We start from the raw sequence: 24,770 nt of genomic DNA, 5'->3' as shown, positions 1-24,770 counted from the left end.
CATGCAATTCTTTGCTGAATTATTTGGTTCCTACTGGCCAGATGTGCAACTGGTGACCTGGACGCTGGTGAAAATCGTGGCCATCGTGCTGCCTTTGATGGTGTGCGTCGCTTACCTGACCTATTTTGAGCGCAAGGTGATCGGCTTTATGCAGGTGCGCATAGGGCCTAACCGTGTCGGCCCGTTTGGTTTGCTGCAACCGATCGCAGATGCATTAAAACTGTTGTTTAAAGAGATCATCCTGCCGACCGCGTCGAATAAGGTGCTGTTCTTTATAGGCCCAATACTCACCATAGCGCCGGCCTTTGCTGCCTGGGCGGTGATCCCGTTCGATGCGACCCTGGTATTAGCCAATATCGATGCCGGCTTGCTGTATATCCTGGCCATGACTTCAGTGGCGGTTTACGGTGTGATTATCGCCGGTTGGGCATCCAACTCCAAATACGCTTTTCTGGGCTCGCTGCGTTCAGCCGCACAGATCGTGTCATACGAGATCGCCATGGGTTTCACGCTGGTGGGTGTGCTCATGTGTGCCAACTCGCTCAACCTGGGCAAGATAGTGATGGGGCAGGAGGGCGGTTTCTGGCACTGGTACTTTATTCCCTTGTTCCCCTTGTTCATCGTCTATTTCATCAGCGCGGTCGCCGAAACCAACCGTGCTCCGTTTGACGTGGCCGAAGGTGAATCCGAGATCGTGGCCGGTTTCCATGTCGAGTATTCAGGCATGGCGTTCGCGGTGTTCTTCCTGGCTGAATATGCCAATATGATACTGGTGTCCATGCTGGCAGCGCTGATGTTCCTGGGCGGCTGGTTGTCACCACTGCCTTTCCTGCCGGACAGCATACTGTGGCTGTTTGCCAAAGTCGCTTTCCTGCTGTTTATGTTCTTATGGTTCCGCGCGACCTTCCCGCGTTACCGCTATGACCAGATCATGCGTCTGGGATGGAAAGTATTTATTCCAATCACACTGGTATGGATAGTCGTGGTAGCCGCCATGATGCAAACGCAGTGGGCTTACTTGTTCCATTGATGGATATTCACCTATTGGACCATGCACATACAGGGATAACAGAAACCTTACCATGTTGAACGCGATTAAAAATACATTAGGCAGTCTGATGTTATGGGAGATGCTGAAAGGCATGGCCCTGACCGGACGCTATTTCTTTGCCAAGAAGATCACTATCCAGTACCCGGAAGAGCGTACGCCGCAGTCAAACCGCTTTCGTGGTCTGCATGCCTTGCGCCGTTACCCTAACGGTGAAGAGCGTTGCATCGCCTGCAAATTGTGCGAAGCGGTGTGCCCGGCGATGGCGATCACCATAGAATCAGACCAGCGTGAAGATGGCAGCCGCCGTACCACCCGTTACGATATTGACCTGACCAAGTGCATTTTCTGCGGCTTTTGCGAAGAATCCTGCCCGGTGGACAGCATCGTCGAGACGCGTATATTCGATTACCACGGCGAACAGCGCGGTGACCTGTTATATACCAAGGAAATGTTGCTGGAAGTCGGCGATAAATATGAGGCAGAGATCGCTGCCGATCGTACCCAGGACAAGGCTTATCGCTAGGCGCGGACAGGAAAATCCATGATATTCACCGATATAGTTTTTTATGTGCTGGCAGCGATACTGCTGTTTTCCGGCATACGTGTCATTACTACCCGCAACCCGGTGCATGCCGCGCTGTTCCTGGTATTGGCTTTTTTTACCGCCGCTGGTATCTGGCTGCTGCTGGAAGCGGAGTTCCTCGCTATCGCGCTGATACTGGTCTATGTGGGGGCGGTGATGGTGCTGTTCCTGTTTGTGGTGATGATGCTGGATATCAATATCGACAAGCTGCGTGAAGGCTTCTGGTCTAACCTGCCGTTGGCACTGACCTTTGGCGTGGTGATGATGGCGGAGATGGTAATCGTGCTGTCGGCAAAGAATCTTAACCCCAGCCAGGCGGTGACCGCCCCTGATGGCTTCAGTAACACCGCAGCACTGGGCAAAGTGTTGTATACCGATTATCTGCTGCCATTCGAACTGGCTGCCGTGGTGTTGCTGGTGGCCATGATCGCGGCCATCGTACTCACGCTGCGCGAGCGCCAGGATAACAAATCCATGAACCCGTCCGAGCAGGTGAAAGTGAAACGTAGCGACAGGCTGCGCATTGTGTCTATGCCCGCTGAAGTAGAGCCACCAGAACCACCACCGGCACCAGAGGAGAAAAAATAATCATGGTCGGCTTGTCTCATTACCTGATCCTGGGTGCCCTGATGTTTGCCATCAGCGTGATCGGTATCTTCCTCAACCGCAAGAACGTCATTATCCTGCTGATGGCGATTGAGCTGATGCTGCTGGCGGTGAACCTGAATTTCATTGCCTTCTCGCATTACCTCAATGATATTGCCGGCCAGGTATTCGTGTTTTTCATACTGACGGTCGCGGCGGCTGAATCAGCGATAGGCCTCGCCATCCTGGTGGTGCTGTTCCGTAATCTGCATACCATCAATGTTGATGATCTGGATCAGTTAAAAGGTTAAGTGCAATGACAATAAAACAAATCCTGATACTTATCCCCCTGCTGCCCCTGCTGGCAGCTGCGGTGGTCGGCTTGTTGCGCAACTACCTGCCACGCTGGGCTGCACACGTCATCACCATTGCCGGCGTAGGCGGCGCTTTTATCTTGTCGGTGAACATACTCAGCCAGACGCTGGCTGGCTTTACCCTCAATGAATCGGTGTACACCTGGCTAAATTCCGGCGACATCCATTTTGAAGTCGGTTTCCTTATCGATAACCTGAGTGCCATGATGATGGTGGTGGTGACTTTCGTGTCACTGATGGTGCATATCTACACCATAGGCTATATGCATGAAGACCCGGGCTACAGCCGTTTCTTTAGCTATATCTCGCTGTTTACTTTCTCCATGCTGATGCTGGTGATGAGCAATAACTTCATGCAACTGTTTTTCGGCTGGGAAGCGGTAGGCCTGGTGTCTTATCTGCTGATCGGTTTCTGGTTCACACGGCCAACGGCGATCTACGCCAACCTGAAAGCTTTCCTGGTCAACCGGGTGGGCGACTTTGGTTTCTTGCTCGGCATAGGCATGGTGCTCTATTATTTTGGCAGCCTGGATTACGCCACCGTATTTGAGCGTGCGCCTTCGTTGGCCGGGGCACAGGTCAATCTGCTGGGTAACTATTCCTGGTCGCTGATGACAGTCACCTGCCTGCTGCTGTTTGTTGGCGCCATGGGTAAATCGGCACAGGTGCCTCTGCATGTATGGCTGCCGGATTCCATGGAAGGCCCAACGCCGATCTCTGCGCTGATCCACGCGGCGACCATGGTCACCGCCGGTATCTTCATGGTTGCGCGTATGTCGCCGCTATATGAATTATCGACCACTGCCTTGTCGACAGTGATGGTGATAGGCGCGATCACCGCCTTGTTCATGGGGTTCCTCGGCATCATCCAGAACGATATCAAGCGCGTGGTGGCCTATTCCACACTGTCACAGCTGGGTTATATGACGGTCGCGCTGGGTGCCTCAGCTTATTCAGTGGCTATTTTCCACCTGATGACACATGCTTTCTTCAAGGCGTTGTTATTCCTGGGTGCGGGTGCTGTCATCATGGGCATGCACCATGATCAGGATATCCGCAACATGGGTAACCTGAAAAAATACCTGCCTGTCACCTGGATCACTTCGCTGATAGGTTCGCTGGCCTTGATAGGCACGCCGTTCTTCTCCGGCTTTTACTCCAAAGACAGCATCATAGAAGCAGTCGAGTTGTCGCATATCCCCGGTAGCGGCTTTGCCTACTTTGCCGTGATCGTTGGTGTATTCGTGACGGCGTTCTACTCTTTCCGTCTGTATTTCCTGGTGTTTCATGGTGAGGAGAAATGGCGCCATGCAGCGCACGCGCATGCAGCACCTAGCCATGACAGCAAAGATGCACATGAGACGCACGATGCGCATGCTGACGATCACGCGCATGACGATGCCCATCACCACGGCCTGGGCCCTGAGGATGACCCGCATGAGCCGGGCTGGGTGGTGACACTGCCATTGATCCTGCTGGCTATCCCATCGTTGCTGATCGGTTATTTTGCGCTGGAACCCATGGTGTTTGGCGATTTCTTCAAGAACGTGATCTTTGTCGATGCTGAAGCGCATCCGGCGATGGAACACCTGGCGCATCACTACCATGAGTTCATGCACAGCCCGGCCGGCATGGCGATACATGGCTTTGCCAGCCTGCCATTTATTCTGGCGGCCTCTGGCGTGTTGCTGTCCTGGTTCTTCTATATGAAGCGCCCGGATATCCCGGCTGCGATCAAACAGCGCTTTGACCTGATTTACCGCATACTGGATAACAAATACGGTTTCGACAGCTTTAATGAGAAATTCTTTGCCGGTGGTTCGCGTTACCTGGGCCGCTTGCTGTGGAAGTTCGGCGATATCACACTGATCGATGGCGCGATGGTGAATGGCACTGCCAGGACCATGGGCAAGATCGCAGCCAGATTACGTAATGTGCAATCAGGTTTAATTTATCACTACGCTTTTGCAATGATCATAGGCGTATTCCTTCTCATGACTTTCTTTATAAAAATCAATTAATGATGCAAGCCGACCTCACAAGTATTTCATGGTTAAGTCTGGCCGTCTGGCTGCCGGTATTCTCCGGCGTGCTGGTATTGCTGCTCGGGGGCGACCACAAGGCGACACTGACGCGCTGGCTGGCGCTGGCGGGCAGCCTGGCCAGTTTCCTGGTCACCATCCCGCTGTACACGATGTTTGATGTGCAGGATGGCTTCTTCCAGTTTGAAGAGTTGCTGCCCTGGGTGCCTGCATTCAATATGCATTATCACCTGGGCATAGATGGCTTCTCCATGCCATTGGTGCTGCTGACCAGCTTTACTACCGTGATCGTGGTGCTGGCCGGCTGGGAAGTGATCACCAAGCATATCGCCCAGTATATGGCGGCTTTCCTGATCATGAGCGGTATCATGATAGGGGTGTTCACGGCGCTGGATGCGATACTCTACTACGTGTTCTGGGAAGCGATGCTGATCCCGATGTTCCTGGTGATCGGTATCTGGGGTGGGCCTAACCGGGTGTATGCCACGGTCAAGTTTTTCCTGTACACCTTGCTCGGTTCCTTGCTGATGCTGGTGGCATTTATACACCTGTATCACCAGACCGGCAGTTTTGAGCTGGCCGATTACTACCTGCTGCCACTCAGCATGCAGGCGCAGATTTATATTTTTATTGCCTTCTTTATGGCGTTCGCGGTCAAGATCCCGATGTGGCCGGTGCATACCTGGTTGCCGGATGCTCACGTGGAAGCACCTACCGGCGGTTCTGTGGTGCTGGCAGCCATCGCACTGAAACTCGGTGGTTACAGTTTCCTGCGCTTTGCCATGCCGATCGCGCCGGATGCTTCGCATTATTTCAGCACCGCGATGATAGTGCTGTCGCTGATCGCCGTCGTCTATATCGCGCTGGTGGCCCTGGTGCAAACCGATATGAAGAAACTGATCGCGTATTCTTCTATCTCGCACATGGGTTTTGTCACGCTGGGCTTTTTCATGTTTGGCCAGCTCGCTCTGGAAGGGGCGATGGTGCAGATGATCTCGCACGGCTTTATTTCTTCTGCCATGTTCCTCAGTGTAGGTGTGCTGTATGACAGGGTACACAGCCGCGAGATCTCGGCCTATGGCGGCGTTGCCAACAAAATGCCGGTATTTGCCGGGTTCGCGGTGCTGTTTGCCATGGCCAACAGCGGTCTGCCAGGCACCTCAGGCTTTGTCGGTGAGTTCATGGTGATACTGGCGGCAGTGAAATTCAACTTCTGGGTAGGCTTTGCGGCTGCCACCACGCTGATCTTTGGCGCGGCATATACCTTGTGGATGACCAAGCGCGTATTCTTCGGCGACGTCAGCAACCACCATGTGGCAGAGCTGACAGATTTAAATAAACGCGAATTCCTCATCCTCGGCGTTCTGGCTATTCTGGTGATAGGCTTTGGTCTGTATCCAGACCCGATCACCGAGGTCATGCAGGCGACCAGTAGCGAATTCCTGAAACATATGGCGATCTCAAAATTGCCGGTCACAGGCTATTAAGGCAGGATGTAAGAAAATGGATAATATGCAATTCGATTTGCTCGCCCTGTTGCCGGAACTGGTATTGCTCGGCATGGCCATGTTTATTTTGCTGCTGGATCTATTTATCCTGCCGCAAAACCGTTCCATCATTTATGGCCTGAGCCAGTTCACGCTGTTTGCAGCGGCGTTCTTCACTTTTAAAACGCATACACCTGCGGTAGGCTTTGCCTTCTCGCATATGTTCATAGACGATACGCTGTCAGACGTGATCAAGATGATGATGTATCTGGGCACCTCGCTGATCTTTGTCTATAGCCGCAAATACCTGCAGGACCGCAATCTCTACCGTGGTGAGTTTTATGCCATGGTGCTGTTTGGCCTGCTGGGCATGATGATCATGGTTTCCGGCCATAACCTGCTGACGATTTATATCGGCCTGGAACTGCTGTCACTGTGTCTGTACTCACTGGTGGCGTTTGACCGCGATAATCCGCGCGCTTCAGAGGCAGCCATGAAATACTTTGTACTGGGGGCGCTGGCTTCCGGCATGCTGCTGTACGGCATGAGCATGATCTACGGCATGACCGGCAGCCTGGATGTCAGTGATATCGCCAATAGCATATTGCAGCAGGAGAAGAGCCCGGTATTGATCCTGGGGCTGGTGTTCCTGGTGTCTGGCATCGCTTTCAAGTTTGGCGCTGTGCCTTTCCAGATGTGGGTGCCGGATGTGTATCAGGGTTCGCCCACGCCCATGACCCTGCTGATAGGCTCTGTGCCCAAGCTGGCCGCGTTTGCGATGACAGTGCGTCTGCTGGTACAAGGCCTGCATCCGCTGGCGCAAGACTGGCAGGATATGCTGATGCTGATGGCTATCCTCTCTATCATCATTGGTAATTTCAGTGCCATTGTGCAGACCAACCTCAAGCGTATGCTGGCTTATTCCACCATCTCGCATGTAGGTTTTATCCTGTTTGGCATGATGAGTGCGAATGCCAATGGCTTTGCCTCCAGCTTTTTCTATATCAGCACCTATGTGCTGACCTCGATCGCGGGTTTCGGCATTATCCTGCTGTTGAGCCGCCAGGGTTTTGAAGCCGAGCAGATCGATGACCTGAAAGGCCTTAACCAGCGTCACCCGTGGTTTGCTTTCCTGATGTTGATCATTATGTTCAGCATGGCAGGCATTCCGCCTACCATTGGTTTCTACGCCAAGTTCACCGTGTTGCAAGCGGCATGGCAGGCCGGGTTCACCTGGCAGGTGGTGCTGGCGGTATTGATGGCAGTGATAGGCGCTTTCTACTACCTGAATATCGTACGCAAAATGTATTTCGACGCACCAGTGGATAACTCGCCGCTGACTGCCCCGGTGGACATGCGCTTTGTATTAAGCGTACATTCTCTGGCCTTGCTGGGCCTAGGCTTGTTCCCCGAGATCTTGCTCAGTGTCTGCGGCCGTAGTCTGTTGATGAGTTTGCAGTAAAGCCTATGTTAACTAAATCCTTATATCTGCTATTGATGCTGTTTATGGCCAATCTGGGCTGGATCTCGGATAAATGGCTGGGCGTCGCAGGTCACATCAACCAGCTATGGCAACGCTTTGCCGTGCTGTTACCTGCTTACTTCATCACACTGGTGATCGCCTATTTTGTTGAGCAGCTGGTCATGGGCCAGGTCTGGCCGCAGGGCTGGGAGTTTTACTCTATCACCCTGTGCCTGTTCCTGGTGTTTTCATTTCCGGGCTTTGTTTATCGCATGCTGTGGAAATAGCGCGTGTTGTAGAAATAGCACCGCGTCATATTTGTTTCACGAATCCTTCACGATAGTTTCAAGCATCACAGTCACACTGGCTACACCTAAGTAGTCGGTTTACTCCAGCATAGCCGGGGTAGCCCCGGAAAGGACCTGTGATGCTAAAACTACAACAAACGTTGGGATGGGTGCAGTCTGTGGATAGCCGCCTGTGTGTCAAAGTCAGCCACACCGGGCAATATCGTTTTATCCGCCACTCGTTTCGTGCCATCTCTCGCATGGGCGACGGCATGTTCTGGTATCTGCTGATGCTGGTGATCGCACTGACGCAGGGGCAGGCTGGTTTGTTTGTCTGCCTGCAAATGCTCACGGTAGGTCTGACCGGCACGCTGGTATATAAATGGCTCAAGCACAGGACCAGCCGCCCGCGCCCATTCCAGGTGCGCCAGGATGTATTGTTAAGCGGTACGCCACTGGATTATTTCAGCTTTCCCTCAGGTCATACCTTGCACGCCGTGGCTTTCGGTATGGTCGCTGTGCAACATTATCCGCAGCTGTTTCCCATCATTTACCCGTTTGTGGTGCTGGTCGGTATGTCGCGGGTGGTATTAGGGTTGCATTACCCGAGTGATGTATTGGCCGGTGCCGGCATAGGCTATGTGCTGGTCGCCTTGTATTCGCCACTGTTTTAAGCCAGTATCAGATTAAAGAACGGATGCACTGGCATCCGTTTTTTGTTGTCTGAAAGCGATATCAATGCCGGCAGCATGCCAGCTGAGTATCCCTCACAAATGATTGCTACGGGCGATAGTCGCCGCCATTTCATGCGCTTGTTGCTGATCAAGCTCAGCCAGTCCCTGTATCACGCCTAGCTGGTTCTCTACTGGCTGATTCTGGCTGACTTTGCATTTGCCAGTCAGGCATTTGATCTCTATCTCTATGCCCACCACGGCCTGTATCAGTTTATCGATGAATGCCGTGGGTGCGTCTGCCAGTTGCCATGGTGTTTCAAAACCGGCTTCGAGTTCTGCGGTCAGCCTTGCCAGGTGCGCATGCAGCCAGCGGGCGTCATCTATCAGTTTCAGGGTGCCGTGCGCATGCACCACCACATAATTCCAGGTGGGCACCACCATGCCGGTGCGTGCTTTTGTAGCATACCACGCAGGCGAGATGTAAGCCTGCGGGCCATGGAAGATCACCAGTACCTCTTTGCCATCCATGCCCTCTGCACAGAGTGGGTTAGCCCTGGCCACGTGTCCGCTCAACCTGCCTGGTGTGTCGGCGTGCGCGCTGAAGTGCAGGGGCAGGTGATTGGCATGCATGGTGTCTGCCGAGGCACACACCAGCGTTGCCAGTGGATAGCTACGCATGATCGCCTGCAAGGCATCACTATCTGTCTCGCTAAAGTGTGCGGGGGTATACATGCGTCAACTGGATGCCACTGCCTATAGCGGCAGCAGCTGGCCTCTGACCAGTACATATTTGTGCTGTGACTGTGCAGAAGGCGGGCAGGCAGCGCCTGCAGACAGGTTGGCCATACATGCACCAACTAGAGTGTCATCTGCCTGCATGTGTATGTCTGCAGACTGTTTGCCCGGCAATACAGATATACAGATGCCAGCCACTGCTACACAGATGATGAAATATTTCATTCTGACTCTCAGGGTTGATATCAGTCGCATCATAAGCATGAATCCATGTACACTACATATACAATTTGTTAAACAATTAAATGCACTGTACAGGGTCTCTTACCATGCCAGTTACGTCAGCACTGCTCACATTGAATCCGCTAGAGTCCATCCCGCTGGTTGAGCAGGTGGTCACTGGCATCAAGCAATTGGTGGAACAAAGGGTATTGCGAGCCGGGACGCGCTTGCCTTCCATCCGCGATTTCGCCGTGCAGCATGGCATCAGCCGCTTTACCGTGGTTGATGCTTACGACAGGCTGGTCGCGCAGGGCTATCTGCTGTCCAGGCGTGGCTCGGGCTTTTATGTCGCGCCGCTGGCAAAAACGCAGGAAACTCCGACCCAGACTACATTTCTTGAGCGTGCAGATGATGTGCTGTGGCTGTTGCACAACACATTCCGGGATGTGCCCGATGTGATCAGGCCAGGCTGTGGCTGGCTGCCTGGCGATTGGCTGGATGAAAAAGTCATGCAGAAAAGCCTGCATGAGCTTTCGCGCAAGCCGGGGGCATTTTTAACCGCTTATGGCGATATCAGCGGCTACCTGCCGCTGCGGCAGCAACTGTCGCAAAAGAATCTTGCTGATATCGGCATCAGTGCGGATGCGCAGCAGATCATCATGACCAATGGCGCATCGCATGGGCTGGATCTGGTAGCCAGGCTATTTATCCAGCCTGGTGATGTAGTGCTGGTGGATGACCCGGGCTATTACACTTTGTTTGGCTACCTGAAATCACTGGGCGCCAGGCTGGTAGGGGTGCCACGCCTGAGCAATGGCCCGGATATCAGCGTATTGCAACAACTGCTTGAGACTCACAGGCCCAAACTGTTCTTCACCAACACCGTATTACATAACCCTACGGGCACCAGCACCAGTGCGGCGATCGCCCACCAGCTGCTGCAACTGGCAGAAAAGTCCGGCTTATATATCGTCGAGGATGATATCTATGGTGATTTTCACTCGCAGCATGCGACGCGACTGGCGGCGCTAGATCAGCTGAACCGTGTGATTTATGTCAGCAGCTATTCCAAAACCATTTCCGCCAGCATGCGGGTCGGTTTTATTGCATGCCATCGCGAGCTGGCCATGCGGTTGCTGGATATCAAGCTGCTGTCCGGGCTCACCACTTCGGAGATCAATCAGCGCATCATGCACCAGATACTGGTAGAAGGCCGCTATCGTAAACATATTGAAAAAATACGCGCCCGGCTGGAGGTCAAGCGCGGTCAGGTGATCAGAGAGCTGGAAGCCTGTGGTCTGCTTATCCATGCCGAACCTGAAGGCGGCATGTTCGTGTGGGCACAGCTGGCAGATGGGCGAAGTGCGGCAGAGGTGGCGACCATGGCATCCAGACAAAATATCATGCTGGCACCGGGTAATCTGTTCAGACCGTACCAGGAGCCGTCATCCTGGTTGCGCTTTAATGTAGCGCATTGTGACGACCCCAGGATCTTTGCATTATTGCGTGCGCATTAAGGGCTGAAAATGGCCGAATATGCTCGAAATCATGGTCCATCAGGCACCCAGAATCACTGCTTTAATCGCCGATAGGCCTTGAAATCTAATGATTTTTTTGAATTTTTTAAGGTTTAGCAAATTCTTGTTGCCAATCCTGAATATTCCGTGCATAGTGTGCCCTCACGAAGTTCAAGTAGTGTCGTTGTTCTATGGTTCTATCTTTTGGTGTATCGTTACTTCCCGCCATCTTGATCCTCGTTATGGGCATTAGCCCGAATTATCAATTTTCATTCAAGGATTTATTATGGTAACAGGTTCAGTTAAATGGTTTAACGATTCAAAAGGTTTTGGCTTCATCACTCCTGACAATGGCGGCGAAGATCTGTTCGCACACTTCTCTGCGATTCAATCTGCAGGCTTCAAAACTTTGAAAGAAAACCAACGCGTGAGCTTTGAAGTAGCTACTGGCCCTAAAGGCAAACAAGCTGCAAATATTCAAATCATTGAATAATTCAGTTTACGTCCGCAAGGCTGGTTAACCGGCCTACGGGAAAAGGGCCCGGAAATTCCGGGCTTTTTTATTTTTAAAGGATGCTGAATGGCAAAAGAAGAATTAATTGAAATGCAGGGTGCAGTCACCGAGATCTTGCCGGATGCGCGTTACCGCGTAAAGCTGGATAACGGTCACGAGCTGATCGCTTATACTGGCGGCAAAATGCGCAAGCACAAGATCCGTATTCTGGCCGGCGACAAGATCACCATAGAGATGTCACCGTATGATATGGATAAAGGCCGTATTATTTTCCGTCACCTGGAACCACGTAAGCCTTTCTAACCTGCCCGTCAGTCTCATGCGAGCAGGTCTGCCAGGCTTGGCAGTCCAGCCTCGCGCTAGCCCCCCTTAAAAACCATGGCTAATCGTGGTCTTTAACCAGCCGTTCCGTCAGCCGTAACAAGTGCGGCGCCACCAGCAAAATACTGATAAATACGATAGGCCATGCCACCACGATACTGGTGAGCCATTTTTCAAACAATAGCGCCAGCGGTACCCCGTGTATGAGCAGGATGGCTATGCTCACAATATTCACAGTCACCAGTGACATCAGCAGCGCGAATAGCAGTTGCCGTTTCAAGGCCAGCCGCGACTTGCTGCTACTTACCATGGCAATGCCTGGTCTTCATGAAAATAACCGCCAGTTGGCCCGTTATCGTCCAGTGTCGCCAGCCTCACCGATGTTTTCCAGCTATCACTGATCTCCATAGGCGCGTTCTCGCCACCCAATTCGGTTTTAACCCAGCCAGGGTGCGCAGAATTGACTTTGATATGGCTGTCTTTCAAGGCATGTGCCAGGTGGATGGTGAACATATTCAGTGCGGTTTTTGAAGCGTTGTAAGCCAGGCCTTTAGCCACATCGATAGGCGATTCTGGTGTGCTATGCAAGGTTTGCGAACCTAGTATGCTGGATAAGTTAACGATACGTCCTGCGGCTGAGTTTTGCAATAAAGGCAGTAAGGCTTGTGTCAACGACACCACGGCAAAAAAGTTAGCCTCAAACGTGGTTCTCAGCGTTTCCTGGTCAACGGTCAGGGTGTTGTTCTGCCCGATCAGCGTTTCTTTCAATATGCCGGCATTGTTGATCAGGATATCCAGCTTGCCAAAGCGCGACTGCAAGGCTGCGGCCACTGCCTGTGGTGAGTTCGGCAGTGCCGCGTCATAGTGCAGATATTCAGCATCTGCCCCTGCCGCTTTCAGTTGTGCCACAGCTTCAGCCCCTTTGGCATTATCACGCGCGCCAATAATGACTTTAATACCTTGCGCGCCCAGATGTTTGGCAGTCTCTAAGCCTATGCCGCGGTTGGCGCCGGTGATAAAGGCGATACGTTGTTGAGTAGTGCTCATGTTGAGTTTCCTTTTTTGACTTTGTTTAAATTAAATACCAATCGGTAAATAAATAATACTGTCCAATTTCAAAGGTGTCAACATATTTTATACCAAGTGGTATAATAATTAAAAATCAATCAGGAATATAAGATGAATGAACCGGTGATGCCCAAAAAACGCGGTCGGCCAGTGGCGTTCGATTACGATACGGCGCTGGAAAAAGCGATGCATGCATTCTGGCAGCATGGCTATGAAGGGACTTCGATGGCGACATTGATGACCGCTATGGATATGAACAAAGCCAGCATTTATGCGGCTTATGGCAGCAAGGAAGCGTTGTTTCAGAAAGCGCTGGACGCTTATGTGCAAGGGCCTGCCGGTTTTATCGCCACCTCGTTACAGGAGCCGACCGCCGCCCAGGTGATACATGCCTTGCTGACGCAGGCAGCCAATATGCTGGCGGAGGGCAGTCATGCTGCCGGCTGTCTGGTCACCAAGGGAGCACTGGCTTGCAGCGCAGAAGCTGCGCACATGCAGACCTTGCTCAGTGGCTACCGCAACACTACTGAAGCAAAGCTGGCGCAACGTTTTGAACGTGCCAGGGCAGAAGGGGATCTATCTGCTGACGCCGATGCTGTGGCACTGGCCAGGCTGGTGATGACCTTGCATCAGGGGATGACAGTACAAGCGGTAAGCGGGGTAACGCAGGCAGAATTGCTGGCGATGGTAAAAATGGCTAGCGAGCTTATAACAGCCTATGTGGGCACCACGCAGCAGGCGCACACATAGGCTTTGTTTTAAATCAGGTGGCGCTGTGCACCAGGGTGATGGCAGCCAGTTTGGCACGGCTGGCGGCGCCGGTATTCGGTGCCAGTCGTTCTACCAGCGCAGCACCTTCAAACAATATGGTTAATTGCTGGCCCAGTGCTTCCGGGTCTTTGGCACCTGCATTGCGGGCGATCTTGCACAAATAGGTCTGCAGCTCTACCGAAAGTACCGCCGAGTATTGATTGATAGGGTGTTCAGGATCAGGGAACTCGACGGCGGCGATATGAAACGGCAGGCCATGGAATTCCGGCTGCGTGATCCATTGTTCCAGCAGTTCGCACAGTTGGATCAGCAGTTCTATCGATTCAGTTCTCTGGTTCGCCAGTTGTGCATTCAGCCAGGCATAAAATTTATCAGACTTGTCACGCAGATAGGCTGTGATCAGCTGGTTTTTGCTGGGGAAGTGCTTGTACAGTGTGGCTTTGGCGACGCCCGCTTCCATGATGATGGTATCAACACCTGAAGCCTGTATGCCTCTGGTATCAAACAGGCTGCTGGCAATGGTTAATATTTTCTCTCGCATGTTCATCACTTATCCTTTTTTACCAAACTTCTGGTCATTTTTTTCCCATTGCTGGGATATCCCGAATTTTTTGCTTATAGTCTTTCACCACGATCACGTCCTTGCGGATGCATGAGTTCCTGCGGATACAGGCAACTGACATAGCCCAGCGCCTGCCGTAATTGCTCTACATGCGCTACATCTACCTTGCCCTTGGTCACAAACATGATAAACGCCTGACGCTGTGCATCGGGCAGCATGGCTGCCTGCGGCAGTTGGCAGCTGCCATTTTGCATCTTCTGGTAGGCCAGATTGAGCAGACTGATGGTCACCGGGTCAGGCGTACCACTGGTGTCGCTCAATTGCGCTTCTTCATAAGGCGACTCAGCAATTGCTGCCGGTTGCTGCACCGGGGCGACCATGCTCATCCACACCACGCACAACGTCACCAGCAGGCCTAAAGACAGTGAGCGTTGCCATGCTGGCGCGCCTAACTGCTCATGCACAGACTGTTCAAACAGATGCCAGGCAGTTGCTACACCGGTTTGCGACTGCACACGCACTGCACCCACCGCCTGAAAAAACCACTGGTCTAGCAGGGTGGGCGACACCGGTGCCAGCGACTGCTGCTGCGCCTGTTCTATCAAATGGCGTATATGCGAGATATCCTGCGCATTCAATGCGGCATCCATTCCAGAGGCTGCCACGCGCTGCGTGTTCCAGCTCACCAGCTGGTGGCGCAGCCGGTAGAACGGCGCCTGCCTGCTCCACTGCTTCAGCCCCAGTTGCCAAAGGCCTTGGGCGGCGTAAGCCCTGGCGGTACGCATACCACGTTGCCCCGTCTTATTCACAATCGCTAGTACATTCACGCTGATAACCCCTAAAAATCTTCTTGCTTTTTTTTCGATGGCTGCAGTAGACTAGAAAGTAAGTGAACAGACCTGTCTGCATATTAACGTGGCGTACCACAAATTGCAACCAGTTCTTCAACACCTTTCCATAAGCTACTTTGGCATCATAGCCCCGGCTGAATTTGTAAACAAGGGATAACCATGACATCCGTATCAATCGAAACACAATTGACCGAGTGGCGCGATCATGCGCTGACACTCGAAAACGAAGTGAAGAAAGTAGTGGTCGGCCAGGACAAGGCAATCCGCGCCATCAATATCGCTATTTTTGCCCGTGGCCATGTGCTGCTGGAGGGGGGTGTAGGCGTAGGTAAAACCACTTTGCTGCAATCTATCGCCCGTGGTCTGGGTGGCGCCTACGAGCGTATTGAAGGCACGGTCGATCTCATGCCGAACGACCTGATCTACCATACTTTCCTCGGTGAGGATGGCAGGCCGAAAGTGGAAGAGGGGCCTTTGCTGCGCGCCGGTGAGCAACTGTCAGTGTTTTTCTTTAACGAGATCAACCGCGCCAGGCCGCAAGTACATGCATTGATGTTGCGGGTGATGGCTGAACGCCATATCAGCGCATTTAAAAAAGAATATCGTCTGCCGCACATGCTGGTGTTTGCTGACCGCAACCAGGTGGAAAAAAATGAGACCTTCGAGATCCCTTCAGCGGCGCGTGACCGCTTTATGATGGAGATCCCTATCGAGATCCCTGAAGACCGTGCGCTGCGTAAGGCCTTGATGTTCGATGTGAAATTCCAGCATGCCGAGCGCCTGACCCAGCAAGTAGATGCGGGCGTGCTGGCCTACGACCAGCTCAATGCTTTCTCTGACGTGTTGCAAAGCCATATCCGCTCCAGTGATGTGCTGGAAGACTACGCACTGGATCTGTGGGAATCCACACAAAAACCTGCGGCTTTCGGAATCCAGCTCGATAGCGTAGATGTTAACCGCCTGATACATACCGGCGCCAGCCCTCGCGGCATGGGCATGCTGTTGAAGGCAGCGCGCGTGCATGCATGGTTGATGAACCGTGACAGTCTGTTCCCCGAAGATATACACGCGGTGTTCCATGAGATCATTGCGCACAGGCTGGTGCTTAACCCTATGTTCGAGAGCCGTCGCACCGAGTTGTCGCGCGAGCTGACCAACCAGATCCTGGCTACAGTCAGTGTGCCTGCCAGGGCTAAAGCAGCATGATCCCAGATTACGCCCAGCCTTTTTTCTACCAGGTGCCCTGGCGTTCAGCCAGTGTGCACACTGGTGAGCACCTGGGTATACAGCGCGGGCCGGGTGATGAGTTCAGCAAACATGTGTCACTGGTTGATTACCCGGATGCCAGGCGTGTCGATCTGCGGCAAACCATACGCGACCCCTACGAGCAGATACAGGTGCGCGTGTTCAAGCAGGAAGCCTCTTCACCGCTGTATGCGGTGTGCGACCTGTCCAGCTCCATGCAGTTTCAGGGGCAGCTACGCAAGCTGGATACGGTGCAGGCTGTGGCGGCGTCTATTGCCTGCTCTGCGCACGACAACAGCGACCTGTTTGGCATGGTCAGTTATGACCAGCATGTGATCCCGCATCTGAGCCAGTCGCCTGGCCACCATGCACACCAGTCATTCGCCACCATCGCCGAACTCGGTGATTTTCGCAGTGCCCGCCGCGATGGCAGCGGTGTGGGGGAGGCAGCCGGCTTATTGGGTCAGCAAAAAGGCCTGGTGTTCTGGATATCGGATTTCCATCTGCCATTGTCACTGATAGAGCATGGCCTGAACCTGATGGCCAATCACCAGATCATCCCTATCATATTGTGGGACCCGCTGGAATATCAGCGTTTACCGCGCTTCGGTTTTGGCAATCTGCAGGACCCGGAAACCGGCGAGCAAAAAACCATTTTCTTCCGTCAGGCCATACGTGCCCAGTTTGTCGAGATGTTCGAGCAACGTAAACAGGCGCTGGACCAACTGTTTGCGCGCTTTGATATCCGGCCACTGTATGTCTCCGGGCGCTTTGAAGCGGCCTTGCTGTCGGACTATTTTGAACAACTTATCCATTAGAGTGTGCTGATGAAACAGATTTTTTTAGGGTGGTTGATCGCCTGTGTGTGTCCCACCCTGGCCTACGCCGAAACCGCGGCGGCCCAGGTACAGGTGCTCAGTGTGCATAATCCGGCTTCCTATGCCGGCATACAGATAGGCGATGTGTTACAGCGCACTATCCGGCTCTCGGTGGCTGCCGGTGATCAGCTCAATGATAGCCAGCTGCCGCTGAAAGGTTTGCAGCGCAATGGCGTTGAGCTGAGGCAATTACAGATAGCTAGCCAGAAACAGGGCGGACAACAGGTTTATACCCTGGTGTTTGATTATCAGGTATTCGCCAGCAGTGGCAAACCGCTGCAATTGCAACTGCCAGCCGAGCAACTGACATTTAACAGTGGCGCCACGGTGAGCTTGCCTTCCTGGCGCTTCTGGCTGGTGGCGCAACTGCCAGACCAGTTACAAAAAGCCAAACAAAGCGTGATCGCGCAATACCGCCCGGCCTTGCTCGACACGCAGACACCGCAACGCGGGCTGGCCATTAGCCTGTTACTGGCCGTGGTTGGCGGCCTGGTGCTGCTATACCGGCATGCAGACTGGAGCTTGTTGCCTATGAGGCATAGCCATTTTTCGCGTGCCTACCGCAAACTGAAAAAACTGCCGGCGAATGCCGAAGGCCAGAAGCAGGCCGCCCTGCTGGTGCAGGATGCCTTGAACCAGCGTTTTGGTCAGCAGATGCTGGCTAAACATGTGCCTGAGTTCCTTCTCCAGCAGCCAGGCTTTAAACCGCTGGAACAAGAGCTGCACGCTTTCTTTGCCCAGGCCAATGCGGTGCTGTATAGCGGGCAAACCAATGACGCCGCTGCCTACCTGCAGCAATGTAAAACCTTTACGCGCCAGCTGCGCGATTGTGAACGGGGCGTCTGATGCATTGGTTACACCCCTGGTTCTTGCTGCTGTTACCAGTAGTCGCTGTGCCTTTTCTGTTAAAAAGCCGGCATGCGCAATCTTATTCCTGGTTGCAGATGGTCCCTGCCGACCCGTTCTCTGATACCGCTAACCGCCTGGTGAAAACCGCGACTTCGCTGTTGTTACTCTGCCTGGTGCTGGCGCTGGCCAGCCCGCAGGGCGATAGCCACCAGGAGCAAAAGGTAGGCAAAGGTGCACAAAGCGTGTTTGTGATAGACCGCAGTGTGAGTATGGATCACCCGTTTGCCGGGCAAAGCACTGGCGGGCATGCGGCAGAGATCAAATCCGCTGCTGCCAGACGCTTGATCACCGCATTTATCGATTCCAGACCGGATGACATGATGGGCGTGGTCGGTTTCACCAATTCGGCCTTGTATGGCATGAAGATCACCACCAACCGTGATGGCATACACTCGGCGATCCAGGCAGCGACCGGCCCGGCCCTGAACCAGACCAATATCGGCGCCGGTATCACCAACGCCGTGACCCTGTTTGAGAATATCGCCAGTACCGGCTCGCGTGCCATCGTATTGCTGTCTGATGGCGCCGGTAAATTAAGCCCGCGCGTGAAATACCAGATCCAGAAACAGCTGACAGGTAAAAAAATCAATTTGTACTGGATAGTGCTGCGCGAACCTGATGACATCAGTATTTTCAGCGACAACGTTTATGAAGAAGAACGTACACCAGAAGCGATCTCGCTGGACAGGTTCTTCAGATCGCTCAAAGTCAAATACAAGGCATTTGAGGCGGATAACGCCACGGCACTGGAATCTGCCTTGCGCGAGATAGACGCCAAGGAGAAGAATGTCATTCAATACGCCATCATCATTCCCGGGCACGATTATGCCAGAGACCTGATTGTGGCGGCTCTGGTGCTGGGCCTGGGCCTGGTGCTGGTTAAACATATAAGGATGTACTAAATGGCAACACATGCAAAAAAAGCCAACTGGCTGTGGGGTAGCATCACGCTGGCGGGGGTGATAGGCGCGGTTTATTTCGGCTGGCAGCTACAGTCACTACAGGCGCTCAACCAGCAGATACAGAGTGGCAGCCTGATCAAAGACAAAAACTACCCCTATCTGCAGCGTTTTACTGCCGCTTATGACCAGGGCAAGCACGCGGATTACAAACATGCGGTGCAGACTTATGCGCAACTGCTGGAAGTCTCGCCACCAGAAGCCGAGTTGCCGCATATCCATTTCAATATCGGTAACAATCTGTTCTTGTCAGGCCTGGTGCGCACGGTCAATGAGGATGGTTCTTTCCAGGATGAGGCACGCTACGCATACACACAGGCCAAGATCGCCTATGAGCAGTCATTGCGCCTGCAGCCGGCAGATCAAGCGGCCAAGTTCAATTTGAGTCTGCTGCATTCGGTGATGGCGCGTGGCATGCAGGCGGGCGCCAAAGACCAGTCGCATATGGAACTGAGTAACCTGCCGATAGGGTTGCCATAATGAAAGTGATCGCATGGCTGAAACAGTATTATGAGCCGGTGCTGTATGTACTCGCCTTGTGTTTGCTGCTGTTGGCGCTGTTCAAGCCCAGCATACAGCTCAGGCAGCAGGTGCAGCATTATTTGCTGATCACCGATGTGTCGCAAAGCATGAATGCCGAAGATGAGCTGTTGAGCCAGAAGAAAGTCAGCCGCATCGCCTACGCCCAGCATCTGATGAAGCAGATCGTGCATAAAGCGCCCTGTGGCACTTATTTCAGTTTGGGCATTTTCGCCTCTGATAACGTGGCCATGCTGCAAACGCCGCTGGAAGTGTGCAAGAACCTGGATGTGATCAGCGACGGTATAGACCACCTGGAATGGCGCATGGCCTGGAAAGGCAATAGCCGCCTGAGTTTTTCCGTGCATGCCGCGACCCATATCTACGATGGGCTGGACCAGCCGGCACAAATGCTGTTTTTCACTGATGGCGATGAAGCACCGCGCGTCAACGTCACCATCAAGCAGGATCTGAGCGGAGTGCAGATAGGCGAGTTCTTTACTTTTGTCGGCGTAGGTGGCCCTGAAAAAGTCGCCATCACCCGCTATAACACCGCCAACAAGCCGGTAGGCTACTGGCCGGTCAGCGAGAATAACAACGCCGGTGCCGTAGGCGTGACTTATGCTGACCCCAGCAGTGATGAACCCGACCCGCCGGTGGCTTATGCAGAATACGACCGCATGCTGTCACAGCTGGAAGAAGATTACCTGAAAGAGCTGTCTGCAGAGTTCAAGGGCAGTTACCTGAAAGGGCAGGACCAGGAGGGGTTTTACCGTGCCATCGCGGCGAAAAAAGCCACCGCCAGTTTTGTCACCGACTATCCGCTACGGGCGGTTTACCTGGTGCTGGCGATACTGCTGGTGCTGGCCAGCTATCTGCCCGATGTGCTTTATCGCCGACGCGTAGAGGCTTGATGCCAGTGTTTAATCAAGTGCAGGTACTTAATCAGCAGGCACTAGCGTCAGACAGGTGATCTCCGAAGGGGAACCAAAGCGATTGGGTGGCCCCCAGTAGCCGGTGCCGCGGTTCACATACACCCACAAGTCTTTTAAACGGTGCAGGCCGGCGACATAGGGCTGTTGCAGTGGCACCAGATATTTCCATGGCCAGAACTGGCCGCCATGGGTATGCCCGGATAACTGCAGGTCAAAGCCGGCAGACTCGGCGGCTTTGGCACTCAGGGGCTGGTGCGCGAGCAGTATCTTGGGCGCATGCTGCGGCGCACCGGCGATCGCGGCATGCGGGTCACTCTGGTGGTGCGCGTAGAAGCCGCCAGCGGTGTAGTCGGTGACGCCCGCCAATACCAGTGTCGCCCCATCATGTGACAGCTGCACATGTTCATTGAGCAAGACCTGTATGCCCAGCCGTTGCAATTCCTGTATCCAGTCCAGTGCGCCGGAGTAATATTCGTGGTTACCAGTGACAAAAAAACTGCCGTGGCGCGCAGTCAGAGAGGCTAGCGGCCGGGTATGGCTGGCGAGTTCGCTGACACGGCCATCCACCAGGTCGCCGGTAATGGCGATCAGGTCAGCTTCGAGCGCATTGACGCGATTCACGATACGCGAGAGATAACCTTGCTTGATGGTAGGCCCGACGTGGATATCGCTGATCTGCACGATACGGAAGCCATGCAACACGGCAGGCAGGTTGCGCAATGGCACCTTGATCTTGACTACCGTGGCTAATCTGCGCGCATTGAAAAACCCGATCACACTGATGACCAGCGCGCCCAGGGCAGCCAGTAAAGCCGTATTCTTTTCGATGGCGATGAAATCCGCCTGCAGCACATGCAAGGCATCCAGGCCAGCCACTGTCAGTAACAAGGCATCACGCAACAGCGTCAGTACCAGTAGCGAAGAAAACACGCCCATCAGTGTCATAGAGATCCAGCTGCTGATATCGCGCAGCGCCTGGTCGCGAAAGCGGCGGGCCAGAAACGCAATAGGTTGTAGCAGCGTAGACAGTATCAGGAAACCCCATCCACCCCATAATACCCAGTCCGGCCAGGCCAGGCTGTTGAGCAAACGTGCACCTATGTAATAGTGTAAAACACTGACCAGCGTGGTGACAGTGAGCAGAAAGCGTAAGGGTGGCATGGGGCGTGTGGTGGGGTGGCGGCTTAGATATTCATTAGATGGTGACTGCGGCCCCAGATTCAAGTCACGCCAGGCTATATCGCGGCTAAAAGCCTGTGCCATTGAATGCCTGCCAGCTTGCCGAATATCCGGCTAGCTGTCTGGCTGGTTAAACCACTGATGCTGGTAATGTTCAAACGCGCTGATGGCGCGGGTAGGGCGTAGCCTGGCATCCTGCAGACATTTGCGGCGCCAGTCATCCAGTTGTTCCATGCCCAGATTGACATGCTCGGCATGCAAGGAGGGGAAAGCGCCGTTCAGCAATTGCGGCAGATCCTGCAATGCCAGGCTGACCTGGTCGCGGTAATAGCCGAGTTTGTGTTCAAACTCGCTATCCAGCCTGCCATAGCGGCGTAACAGATATTGCGGGATACGCGACAGGCGCAATGCCTGATCGGCAGTGGCCAGCCTGGATACCGCTTTTTCCACGATATTTGCCTCGCACTGCATGGTTTGCGTTAAGGTCTCGACTATGGTTTTGCGGTGTATACGCAGCAGTTTCGAAGGCGAGGGAAAGTCTGTGGTCTGCAGGTAGGCATCCATGGCCCACTCGGCCGCGGCATGCGTGAGCAGGCTGTCATGCTGCCACTTGGCCTCAAAAGTGGGTACAAAATGCTGGTGGGCGACCACATCGGTGAGTAAATGCACGTTATAGCCTATGCCCAGTGCCAGCTGCCTGTCATTGCGCGTCTGCAGCAGTTGCTGGCCTATGCCCCAGCCATGGCTGTGATTGAAGGTGCGCGACACCACCGCCAGGTCTGGCAGGCAAGCCCCCGCCAGCACCAGGGTAGGGTAGCGGCGCAACACGCCCAGCCACGGCAAAGGTAGCAGTGGCAAGGCCTGCATCCAACTGTGGGTATAAGCGACATGTGAATACAGGCCCCAGGCGTGCGCTTCGCCGGGCATGGCGATCAGTAACAGCAGGACCAGTAAATATCGAAAATGTCGCTTTTGCATGTGCGCACTCTGCGCCCGCCAGATGACAGATCAATGACGGTTGTATGACGTTGATATGAAAGCGATTTTTGTCATAAAAGCATCATTTGCCATTGTTAAACTATGTGAGATTTGTTAACTGGGGGCCAGCTTAAGCATAGCTTTGGACAGAATTAGCATGAAAATATTAATGATTTCAGATGTGTATTTCCCGCGTGTGAACGGCGTTTCTACCAGCATACGCACGTTTGCAGAAAGCCTGCGTAGCGAAGGCCATAGCGTGCACCTGATCGCACCGCAATATGCCCAGGCCATGGAGAGCAAGCTGAGTGCGGATGAAGCATGGATCACACGTATCGCCGCGCGCAAGATCGTGTTCGACCCTGAAGATTATTTGATGAAATGGTCAGCGCTGGTGGCTTATATAGATAGCCTGCACCCTGGTGATTATGATCTGGTCCACATACACACGCCATTTGTGGCGCATTATGCCGGGCTCAAGATCGCCAAAAAACTGCAGGTGCCGGTGGTTGAAACCTACCACACCTTTTTTGAAGATTATATGCATCACTACCTGCCATGGGTGCCACGCAAACTGGCGGTCAATATCGCACAGTGGGTGTCGCGCAAGCAATGCCAGCAGGTAGATACCGTGGTGTCACCTTCAGGCCAGATGCGCGATGTACTGCAGCAATACGGGGTGACTACCCCGGTCTCGGTGATCCCCACCGGGCTGGATGCCTCACGTTTTGTGCCGGGTGATGGGCTGGCTTTCAGGGAAAAATACGCGATTCCCGAACAACGTCCGTTATTGATGTTCGTTGGCCGTGTCGCGCACGAAAAGAATATCCAGTTCTTGCTGGAAATGCTGTCGCTGGTGATACAGGATCATCCTGAAGTGTTGCTGGTGATCACCGGCGAAGGCCCTGCCGAAGCCATGCTGAAGAAAATGACGCGTGACAACGGGTTGCAGCAGAATGTGATGTTCCTCGGCTATCTGGACCGCGCGGTCGGCCTGAATGCCGCTTACCGTGCCGCTGATATCTTTGTATTCGCCTCCAAGAGCGAGACGCAAGGTCTGGTACTGCTGGAAGCCATGGCACAGGAGACACCTGTGGTCGCCATTGCCGAACTGGGCACTGCCTCCATCCTGCGTCAGGAGCAGGGCGCATTGATCGCACAGGATGATGAGCTGCATTTTGCCGAGCAGGTACAAACGCTGCTGATAGATCACCAACTGCGTGAACGGGTGGGCAAGCAAGGCAAACGCTATGTGGAACAGGTATGGTCCAGCGAAGCGCAGGCGAAGAAATTGCTTGAATGCTACGAGCGCCTGATGCTGGTCAATTACTCGCTGCCGGTGTCTGCCGCCGCTTAAGTCTAATTGGTGACCTGTGGTTTGCATGACTGGATCTGATGCCACAGGTTTGCCAGACTGTCACGGCCAGGGCGTTTTCCTGGCCCCTTGACGCCAACTGCCATGCAGGCCAAGATATGGCCTGACTTGTGCATCTGATCTTTCCACAAGCAAATCCAGCCACAAGCAAAAAATCAGGAGAAATCGATCATGTTTACCACAGACGCCTGCTGCGCGCTGGTTCTGATCCCGCTGCAAGTATACACAGCGGCGTTGAAGACCTTGCAGACCAGGTGCAACAGCCGTCAAACATCCAGTAATTTTCCTATCCAATAAAATCAAGCGTTTTTCCATAAAAGGAGTAAAAAATGACAGCATTTCTAATTGCAGATGTACTACTTAAAAATGATGAATGGGTGCCTGAATATGCCAAGCATGTGCACATTATTGCCGCAAAGCATGGTGGAAAATATCTAAGTCGTAGTGCTAATATTGATGTGCTTGAGGGTAAACCACTGGAAAACACATTGATTGCTTTGATCCAGTTCCCCAACAAAGAAGCCGCACTGGCGTTTGCCAATGATCCGGAATATGCGCCTTACTCCAAAGCCAGGCAAGATGGCACGGAAAGCCGTTTCCAGTTGATAGATGATACTGATGTTGCAGGCACCATCCCTTACCTTGCTAAATAAGGGATAAGTTTCATCAGTCAGCTTAGCTAAAAAC

General features: G+C 53.3%; 29 protein-coding genes. 21 read left to right on the top strand and 8 right to left on the bottom strand.

The genetic code is table 11. The annotated features are described in order from the left end of the window. Nucleotide 1 precedes the first annotated feature (1 nt). The 9 genes from nuoH to ACT6RZ_RS05340 all read left to right on the top strand — a co-directional run bounded on the left by nuoH (nt 2) and on the right by ACT6RZ_RS05340 (nt 8,545). Entirely contained in the window at nt 2-1,030 is a 1,029-nt protein-coding gene (nuoH, locus tag ACT6RZ_RS05380) for an NADH-quinone oxidoreductase subunit NuoH (protein WP_444701151.1), read from the top strand. Between the two features lie 52 nt (nt 1,031-1,082). After that, complete coding sequence (gene nuoI, locus ACT6RZ_RS05375; RefSeq protein ID WP_379030951.1) at nt 1,083-1,574, top strand: NADH-quinone oxidoreductase subunit NuoI; 492 nt, start codon at nt 1,083-1,085, stop codon at nt 1,572-1,574. A gap of 18 nt (nt 1,575-1,592) precedes the next feature. Next, the gene (locus ACT6RZ_RS05370; protein ID WP_444701150.1) at nt 1,593-2,222 is read left to right on the top strand and encodes an NADH-quinone oxidoreductase subunit J; all 630 of its coding nucleotides are present in this window, start codon (nt 1,593-1,595) and stop codon (nt 2,220-2,222) included. Between the two features lie 2 nt (nt 2,223-2,224). Continuing rightward, the gene (gene nuoK / locus ACT6RZ_RS05365; RefSeq protein WP_055825950.1) at nt 2,225-2,530 is read left to right on the top strand and encodes an NADH-quinone oxidoreductase subunit NuoK; all 306 of its coding nucleotides are present in this window, start codon (nt 2,225-2,227) and stop codon (nt 2,528-2,530) included. A gap of 5 nt (nt 2,531-2,535) precedes the next feature. After that, nucleotides 2,536-4,614, top strand: a complete 2,079-nt coding sequence (nuoL, locus tag ACT6RZ_RS05360; protein ID WP_444701149.1) for an NADH-quinone oxidoreductase subunit L — start codon at nt 2,536-2,538, stop codon at nt 4,612-4,614. Continuing rightward, on the top strand, nt 4,614-6,122 hold the full coding sequence (locus tag ACT6RZ_RS05355) for an NADH-quinone oxidoreductase subunit M (protein WP_444701148.1): 1,509 nt from the start codon (nt 4,614-4,616) through the stop codon (nt 6,120-6,122). Before nuoL ends, ACT6RZ_RS05355 begins: the two co-directional genes overlap by 1 nt. Before the next feature lie 16 nt (nt 6,123-6,138). Next, a complete protein-coding gene (gene nuoN, locus ACT6RZ_RS05350) occupies nt 6,139-7,584 on the top strand; it encodes an NADH-quinone oxidoreductase subunit NuoN (protein WP_444701147.1) in 1,446 nt (481 codons plus the stop codon). Between the two features lie 5 nt (nt 7,585-7,589). Then, nucleotides 7,590-7,871, top strand: a complete 282-nt coding sequence (locus ACT6RZ_RS05345) for a DUF2818 family protein (protein ID WP_444701146.1) — start codon at nt 7,590-7,592, stop codon at nt 7,869-7,871. 140 nt (nt 7,872-8,011) lie between these two features. Continuing rightward, on the top strand, nt 8,012-8,545 hold the full coding sequence (locus tag ACT6RZ_RS05340; RefSeq protein WP_444701145.1) for a phosphatase PAP2 family protein: 534 nt from the start codon (nt 8,012-8,014) through the stop codon (nt 8,543-8,545). Between the two features lie 93 nt (nt 8,546-8,638). Here the strand turns inward: ACT6RZ_RS05340 and ACT6RZ_RS05335 are convergent, their stop codons facing one another. Together ACT6RZ_RS05335 and ACT6RZ_RS05330 are read right to left on the bottom strand one after the other, a co-directional pair. Further along, nucleotides 8,639-9,277: an FMN-binding negative transcriptional regulator gene (locus ACT6RZ_RS05335; RefSeq protein ID WP_444701144.1), complete on the bottom strand. Its 639-nt coding sequence runs from the start codon at nt 9,275-9,277 to the stop codon at nt 8,639-8,641. Between the two features lie 21 nt (nt 9,278-9,298). Continuing rightward, nucleotides 9,299-9,505 carry a hypothetical protein gene (locus ACT6RZ_RS05330; RefSeq protein WP_444701143.1) on the bottom strand — a complete coding sequence of 69 codons (207 nt, stop codon included), beginning with the start codon at nt 9,503-9,505 and terminating at the stop codon, nt 9,299-9,301. Between the two features lie 104 nt (nt 9,506-9,609). On the opposite strand from ACT6RZ_RS05330, the gene ACT6RZ_RS05325 reads away from it, so the two are divergent. From ACT6RZ_RS05325 to infA, 3 genes are all read left to right on the top strand, one after another. Continuing rightward, nucleotides 9,610-11,019: an aminotransferase-like domain-containing protein gene (locus ACT6RZ_RS05325; protein WP_444701142.1), complete on the top strand. Its 1,410-nt coding sequence runs from the start codon at nt 9,610-9,612 to the stop codon at nt 11,017-11,019. Nucleotides 11,020-11,305: 286 nt separating this feature from the next. After that, a complete protein-coding gene (locus ACT6RZ_RS05320; RefSeq protein ID WP_018985697.1) occupies nt 11,306-11,512 on the top strand; it encodes a cold-shock protein in 207 nt (68 codons plus the stop codon). Nucleotides 11,513-11,599: 87 nt separating this feature from the next. Continuing rightward, nucleotides 11,600-11,836: a translation initiation factor IF-1 gene (infA, locus tag ACT6RZ_RS05315; protein ID WP_018985695.1), complete on the top strand. Its 237-nt coding sequence runs from the start codon at nt 11,600-11,602 to the stop codon at nt 11,834-11,836. Between the two features lie 79 nt (nt 11,837-11,915). Here infA and ACT6RZ_RS05310 read toward each other — a convergent pair whose 3' ends face one another. Both ACT6RZ_RS05310 and ACT6RZ_RS05305 read right to left on the bottom strand, forming a co-directional pair. Then, nucleotides 11,916-12,164: a DUF2798 domain-containing protein gene (locus ACT6RZ_RS05310; protein ID WP_444701141.1), complete on the bottom strand. Its 249-nt coding sequence runs from the start codon at nt 12,162-12,164 to the stop codon at nt 11,916-11,918. Beyond that, the gene (locus tag ACT6RZ_RS05305) at nt 12,158-12,901 is read right to left on the bottom strand and encodes an SDR family oxidoreductase (protein ID WP_444701140.1); all 744 of its coding nucleotides are present in this window, start codon (nt 12,899-12,901) and stop codon (nt 12,158-12,160) included. Before ACT6RZ_RS05305 ends, ACT6RZ_RS05310 begins: the two co-directional genes overlap by 7 nt. 132 nt (nt 12,902-13,033) lie before the next feature. On the opposite strand from ACT6RZ_RS05305, the gene ACT6RZ_RS05300 reads away from it, so the two are divergent. After that, nucleotides 13,034-13,672, top strand: a complete 639-nt coding sequence (locus tag ACT6RZ_RS05300; protein WP_444701139.1) for a TetR/AcrR family transcriptional regulator — start codon at nt 13,034-13,036, stop codon at nt 13,670-13,672. A gap of 13 nt (nt 13,673-13,685) precedes the next feature. Here the strand turns inward: ACT6RZ_RS05300 and ACT6RZ_RS05295 are convergent, their stop codons facing one another. Together ACT6RZ_RS05295 and ACT6RZ_RS05290 are read right to left on the bottom strand one after the other, a co-directional pair. After that, complete coding sequence (locus tag ACT6RZ_RS05295) at nt 13,686-14,240, bottom strand: TetR/AcrR family transcriptional regulator (protein WP_444701138.1); 555 nt, start codon at nt 14,238-14,240, stop codon at nt 13,686-13,688. 68 nt (nt 14,241-14,308) lie between these two features. Then, entirely contained in the window at nt 14,309-15,082 is a 774-nt protein-coding gene (locus ACT6RZ_RS05290; protein WP_444701137.1) for a hypothetical protein, read from the bottom strand. A 183-nt stretch (nt 15,083-15,265) separates the two neighbouring features. Here ACT6RZ_RS05290 and ACT6RZ_RS05285 point away from each other — a divergent pair, with 183 nt between their 5' ends. From ACT6RZ_RS05285 to ACT6RZ_RS05260, 6 genes are read left to right on the top strand one after another with little or no spacing between them, the layout of a single operon-like run. Continuing rightward, nucleotides 15,266-16,312 carry an AAA family ATPase gene (locus ACT6RZ_RS05285; protein WP_444701136.1) on the top strand — a complete coding sequence of 349 codons (1,047 nt, stop codon included), beginning with the start codon at nt 15,266-15,268 and terminating at the stop codon, nt 16,310-16,312. Further along, on the top strand, nt 16,309-17,169 hold the full coding sequence (locus ACT6RZ_RS05280) for a DUF58 domain-containing protein (RefSeq protein WP_444701135.1): 861 nt from the start codon (nt 16,309-16,311) through the stop codon (nt 17,167-17,169). Before ACT6RZ_RS05285 ends, ACT6RZ_RS05280 begins: the two co-directional genes overlap by 4 nt. 9 nt (nt 17,170-17,178) lie before the next feature. Further along, complete coding sequence (locus ACT6RZ_RS05275) at nt 17,179-18,075, top strand: hypothetical protein (RefSeq protein WP_444701134.1); 897 nt, start codon at nt 17,179-17,181, stop codon at nt 18,073-18,075. Further along, a complete protein-coding gene (locus ACT6RZ_RS05270) occupies nt 18,075-19,040 on the top strand; it encodes a vWA domain-containing protein (RefSeq protein WP_444701133.1) in 966 nt (321 codons plus the stop codon). Before ACT6RZ_RS05275 ends, ACT6RZ_RS05270 begins: the two co-directional genes overlap by 1 nt. After that, entirely contained in the window at nt 19,041-19,577 is a 537-nt protein-coding gene (locus tag ACT6RZ_RS05265) for a hypothetical protein (RefSeq protein ID WP_444701132.1), read from the top strand. Then, entirely contained in the window at nt 19,577-20,530 is a 954-nt protein-coding gene (locus tag ACT6RZ_RS05260; RefSeq protein WP_444701131.1) for a vWA domain-containing protein, read from the top strand. The genes ACT6RZ_RS05265 and ACT6RZ_RS05260 overlap by 1 nt, the downstream gene beginning before the upstream one ends. Before the next feature lie 27 nt (nt 20,531-20,557). On the opposite strand, the gene ACT6RZ_RS05255 is transcribed toward ACT6RZ_RS05260, so the two are convergent. Then, nucleotides 20,558-21,814: a metallophosphoesterase gene (locus tag ACT6RZ_RS05255; protein WP_444701130.1), complete on the bottom strand. Its 1,257-nt coding sequence runs from the start codon at nt 21,812-21,814 to the stop codon at nt 20,558-20,560. 30 nt (nt 21,815-21,844) lie between these two features. Further along, complete coding sequence (locus ACT6RZ_RS05250; protein ID WP_444701129.1) at nt 21,845-22,708, bottom strand: zinc dependent phospholipase C family protein; 864 nt, start codon at nt 22,706-22,708, stop codon at nt 21,845-21,847. A gap of 157 nt (nt 22,709-22,865) precedes the next feature. Between ACT6RZ_RS05250 and ACT6RZ_RS05245 the strand changes: the two genes are divergently transcribed. Next, nucleotides 22,866-24,065 (top strand): glycosyltransferase, encoded by a 1,200-nt coding sequence (locus ACT6RZ_RS05245; RefSeq protein WP_444701128.1) that lies wholly within the window; start codon nt 22,866-22,868, stop codon nt 24,063-24,065. Between the two features lie 347 nt (nt 24,066-24,412). After that, on the top strand, nt 24,413-24,736 hold the full coding sequence (locus tag ACT6RZ_RS05240; protein WP_444701127.1) for a DUF1330 domain-containing protein: 324 nt from the start codon (nt 24,413-24,415) through the stop codon (nt 24,734-24,736). The last annotated feature ends 34 nt before the right edge of the window (nt 24,737-24,770 follow it).

Source organism: Methylophilus sp. (genome assembly GCF_052437885.1).
Lineage (GTDB): Bacteria > Pseudomonadota > Gammaproteobacteria > Burkholderiales > Methylophilaceae > Methylophilus.
This window is presented reverse-complemented; position numbering and strand designations above follow the sequence as displayed.

What these genes read in the sequence shown, in the direction of transcription:
- ACT6RZ_RS05265 (WP_444701132.1), top strand. Translation starts at nt 19,041, where the DNA reads ATGGCAACACATGCAAAAAAAGCCAACTGGCTGTGGGGTAGCATCACG.
- nuoL (WP_444701149.1), top strand. Translation starts at nt 2,536, where the DNA reads ATGACAATAAAACAAATCCTGATACTTATCCCCCTGCTGCCCCTGCTG.
- ACT6RZ_RS05275 (WP_444701134.1), top strand. Translation starts at nt 17,179, where the DNA reads ATGAAACAGATTTTTTTAGGGTGGTTGATCGCCTGTGTGTGTCCCACC.
- nuoH (WP_444701151.1), top strand. Translation starts at nt 2, where the DNA reads ATGCAATTCTTTGCTGAATTATTTGGTTCCTACTGGCCAGATGTGCAA.
- ACT6RZ_RS05370 (WP_444701150.1), top strand. Translation starts at nt 1,593, where the DNA reads ATGATATTCACCGATATAGTTTTTTATGTGCTGGCAGCGATACTGCTG.
- ACT6RZ_RS05325 (WP_444701142.1), top strand. Translation starts at nt 9,610, where the DNA reads ATGCCAGTTACGTCAGCACTGCTCACATTGAATCCGCTAGAGTCCATC.
- infA (WP_018985695.1), top strand. Translation starts at nt 11,600, where the DNA reads ATGGCAAAAGAAGAATTAATTGAAATGCAGGGTGCAGTCACCGAGATC.
- ACT6RZ_RS05305 (WP_444701140.1), bottom strand. Translation starts at nt 12,901, where the DNA reads ATGAGCACTACTCAACAACGTATCGCCTTTATCACCGGCGCCAACCGC.
- ACT6RZ_RS05245 (WP_444701128.1), top strand. Translation starts at nt 22,866, where the DNA reads ATGAAAATATTAATGATTTCAGATGTGTATTTCCCGCGTGTGAACGGC.
- ACT6RZ_RS05320 (WP_018985697.1), top strand. Translation starts at nt 11,306, where the DNA reads ATGGTAACAGGTTCAGTTAAATGGTTTAACGATTCAAAAGGTTTTGGC.
- ACT6RZ_RS05345 (WP_444701146.1), top strand. Translation starts at nt 7,590, where the DNA reads ATGTTAACTAAATCCTTATATCTGCTATTGATGCTGTTTATGGCCAAT.
- ACT6RZ_RS05340 (WP_444701145.1), top strand. Translation starts at nt 8,012, where the DNA reads ATGCTAAAACTACAACAAACGTTGGGATGGGTGCAGTCTGTGGATAGC.
- ACT6RZ_RS05330 (WP_444701143.1), bottom strand. Translation starts at nt 9,505, where the DNA reads ATGAAATATTTCATCATCTGTGTAGCAGTGGCTGGCATCTGTATATCT.
- ACT6RZ_RS05285 (WP_444701136.1), top strand. Translation starts at nt 15,266, where the DNA reads ATGACATCCGTATCAATCGAAACACAATTGACCGAGTGGCGCGATCAT.
- ACT6RZ_RS05335 (WP_444701144.1), bottom strand. Translation starts at nt 9,277, where the DNA reads ATGTATACCCCCGCACACTTTAGCGAGACAGATAGTGATGCCTTGCAG.
- ACT6RZ_RS05255 (WP_444701130.1), bottom strand. Translation starts at nt 21,814, where the DNA reads ATGGCACAGGCTTTTAGCCGCGATATAGCCTGGCGTGACTTGAATCTG.
- nuoI (WP_379030951.1), top strand. Translation starts at nt 1,083, where the DNA reads ATGTTGAACGCGATTAAAAATACATTAGGCAGTCTGATGTTATGGGAG.
- ACT6RZ_RS05355 (WP_444701148.1), top strand. Translation starts at nt 4,614, where the DNA reads ATGATGCAAGCCGACCTCACAAGTATTTCATGGTTAAGTCTGGCCGTC.
- nuoN (WP_444701147.1), top strand. Translation starts at nt 6,139, where the DNA reads ATGGATAATATGCAATTCGATTTGCTCGCCCTGTTGCCGGAACTGGTA.
- nuoK (WP_055825950.1), top strand. Translation starts at nt 2,225, where the DNA reads ATGGTCGGCTTGTCTCATTACCTGATCCTGGGTGCCCTGATGTTTGCC.
- ACT6RZ_RS05260 (WP_444701131.1), top strand. Translation starts at nt 19,577, where the DNA reads ATGAAAGTGATCGCATGGCTGAAACAGTATTATGAGCCGGTGCTGTAT.
- ACT6RZ_RS05270 (WP_444701133.1), top strand. Translation starts at nt 18,075, where the DNA reads ATGCATTGGTTACACCCCTGGTTCTTGCTGCTGTTACCAGTAGTCGCT.
- ACT6RZ_RS05250 (WP_444701129.1), bottom strand. Translation starts at nt 22,708, where the DNA reads ATGCAAAAGCGACATTTTCGATATTTACTGGTCCTGCTGTTACTGATC.
- ACT6RZ_RS05310 (WP_444701141.1), bottom strand. Translation starts at nt 12,164, where the DNA reads ATGGTAAGTAGCAGCAAGTCGCGGCTGGCCTTGAAACGGCAACTGCTA.
- ACT6RZ_RS05295 (WP_444701138.1), bottom strand. Translation starts at nt 14,240, where the DNA reads ATGAACATGCGAGAGAAAATATTAACCATTGCCAGCAGCCTGTTTGAT.
- ACT6RZ_RS05280 (WP_444701135.1), top strand. Translation starts at nt 16,309, where the DNA reads ATGATCCCAGATTACGCCCAGCCTTTTTTCTACCAGGTGCCCTGGCGT.
- ACT6RZ_RS05300 (WP_444701139.1), top strand. Translation starts at nt 13,034, where the DNA reads ATGAATGAACCGGTGATGCCCAAAAAACGCGGTCGGCCAGTGGCGTTC.
- ACT6RZ_RS05240 (WP_444701127.1), top strand. Translation starts at nt 24,413, where the DNA reads ATGACAGCATTTCTAATTGCAGATGTACTACTTAAAAATGATGAATGG.